The following is a 1,294-nucleotide window of genomic DNA, read 5'->3' on the forward strand; positions in this document are numbered from 1 at the left end:
GGGTCTGATGTAGGAACAGGTGACATCAAACATGGCTAGCCGAGAGGGCTGGCCTGGAAGGATGTCATCATGCCCAAGCCGTTCCCCAAGGAGTTCAGAGATGACGTGATCCGCGTCGCCCAGAACCGTGATCCGGACGTCACCCTCGCGCAGATCGCGAAAGATTTCGGCGTTCATGTAGGCACTCTCGACAAGTGGATGCGCCGGGCCCGCATCGAGGATGGCAAGCAGCCTGGCCAGACACAATCGGAGTCTGCGGAAATCCGTGAACTCCGTAAGCGCAATCGTCTTCTCGAGCAGGAGAACGAGGTGCTGCGTCGCGCAGCGGCATACCTGTCGCAGGCGCATCTGCCGGGAAAATGATGTACCCGCTCGTTTCCGAGCTCGCCGCGGACGGGATTCCGGTCGTGGTGTCGTGCCGGGTACTAAAGCTCGCTCGTCAGCCGTATTACCGCTGGCTGCGCAACCCTGTGACCAGGCGAGAGTTGAGTGAGGCGTATCGCGCGAACGCGCTGTTCGACGCTCACCGAGACGACCCCGAGTTCGGGTATCGGCTTCTCGCCGACGAAGCCCGCGACGAGGGACAAGCGATGTCGGATCGGACAGCGTGGCGGATCGCGTCCGCGAATGGCTGGTGGAGTGTGTTCGGGAAGAAGCGGAGCAAGAACGGGAAGAAGCCTGGCCCTGCTGTTCACGACGATCTTTGTGTCGTCATCGACGAGCACGGGCGTGAGCGTCACCGGTTCGATGCCACTCGGCCGAACCAGCTGTGGTTGACCGACATTACGGAGCACAAAACGAGCGAAGGTCGGCTGTATCTTTGCGCGGTCAAGGACGCGTTCAGCGGTCGGATCGTGGGCTACTCGATCGACTCACGCATGAAGGCATCTCTCGCGGTCCGCGCTGTCAGGAACGCCGTCCGGATGCGCGGTGACGTGGACGGCTGCATCGTGCATTCAGATCGTGGATCGCAATTTCGAAGCAGGAAGCTGCGCCGTGAACTTGCCGCGCACAATCTCGTCGGGTCGATGGGCCGGGTGGCGTCCTGCGGCGATAACGCGGCGATGGAATCGTTCTTCAGCCTGCTGCAGAAGAACGTCCTGAACCGGCGTTCCTGGGCCACTCGCGAACAACTACGCATCGCGATCGTGACCTGGATCGAGCGGACTTACCATCGCAGGCGTCGCCAGGCCCGTCTGGGCCGGTTGACGCCGATCGAGTTCGAGACCATCATGAACAACGACCTGGCCCTCGCGGCCTGATTAGAACTGTCACCTGTTCCTGCACCAGACCC

At 61.7% G+C, this 1,294-nt stretch carries 1 protein-coding gene; it reads left to right on the forward strand.

The features are described from left to right. Positions 1–69: 69 nt before the first annotated feature. Positions 70–1,262, forward strand: a protein-coding gene (locus ACUYV6_RS13140) for an IS3 family transposase (protein ID WP_449279123.1) whose coding sequence is annotated in 2 segments (ribosomal slippage) — positions 70–354 and positions 357–1,262 — 1,191 coding nt in all. Because the reading frame shifts where the segments join, the coding sequence is not laid out codon by codon here. The last annotated feature ends 32 nt before the right edge of the window (positions 1,263–1,294 follow it).

The organism is Leucobacter sp. GX24907 (assembly GCF_053567335.1).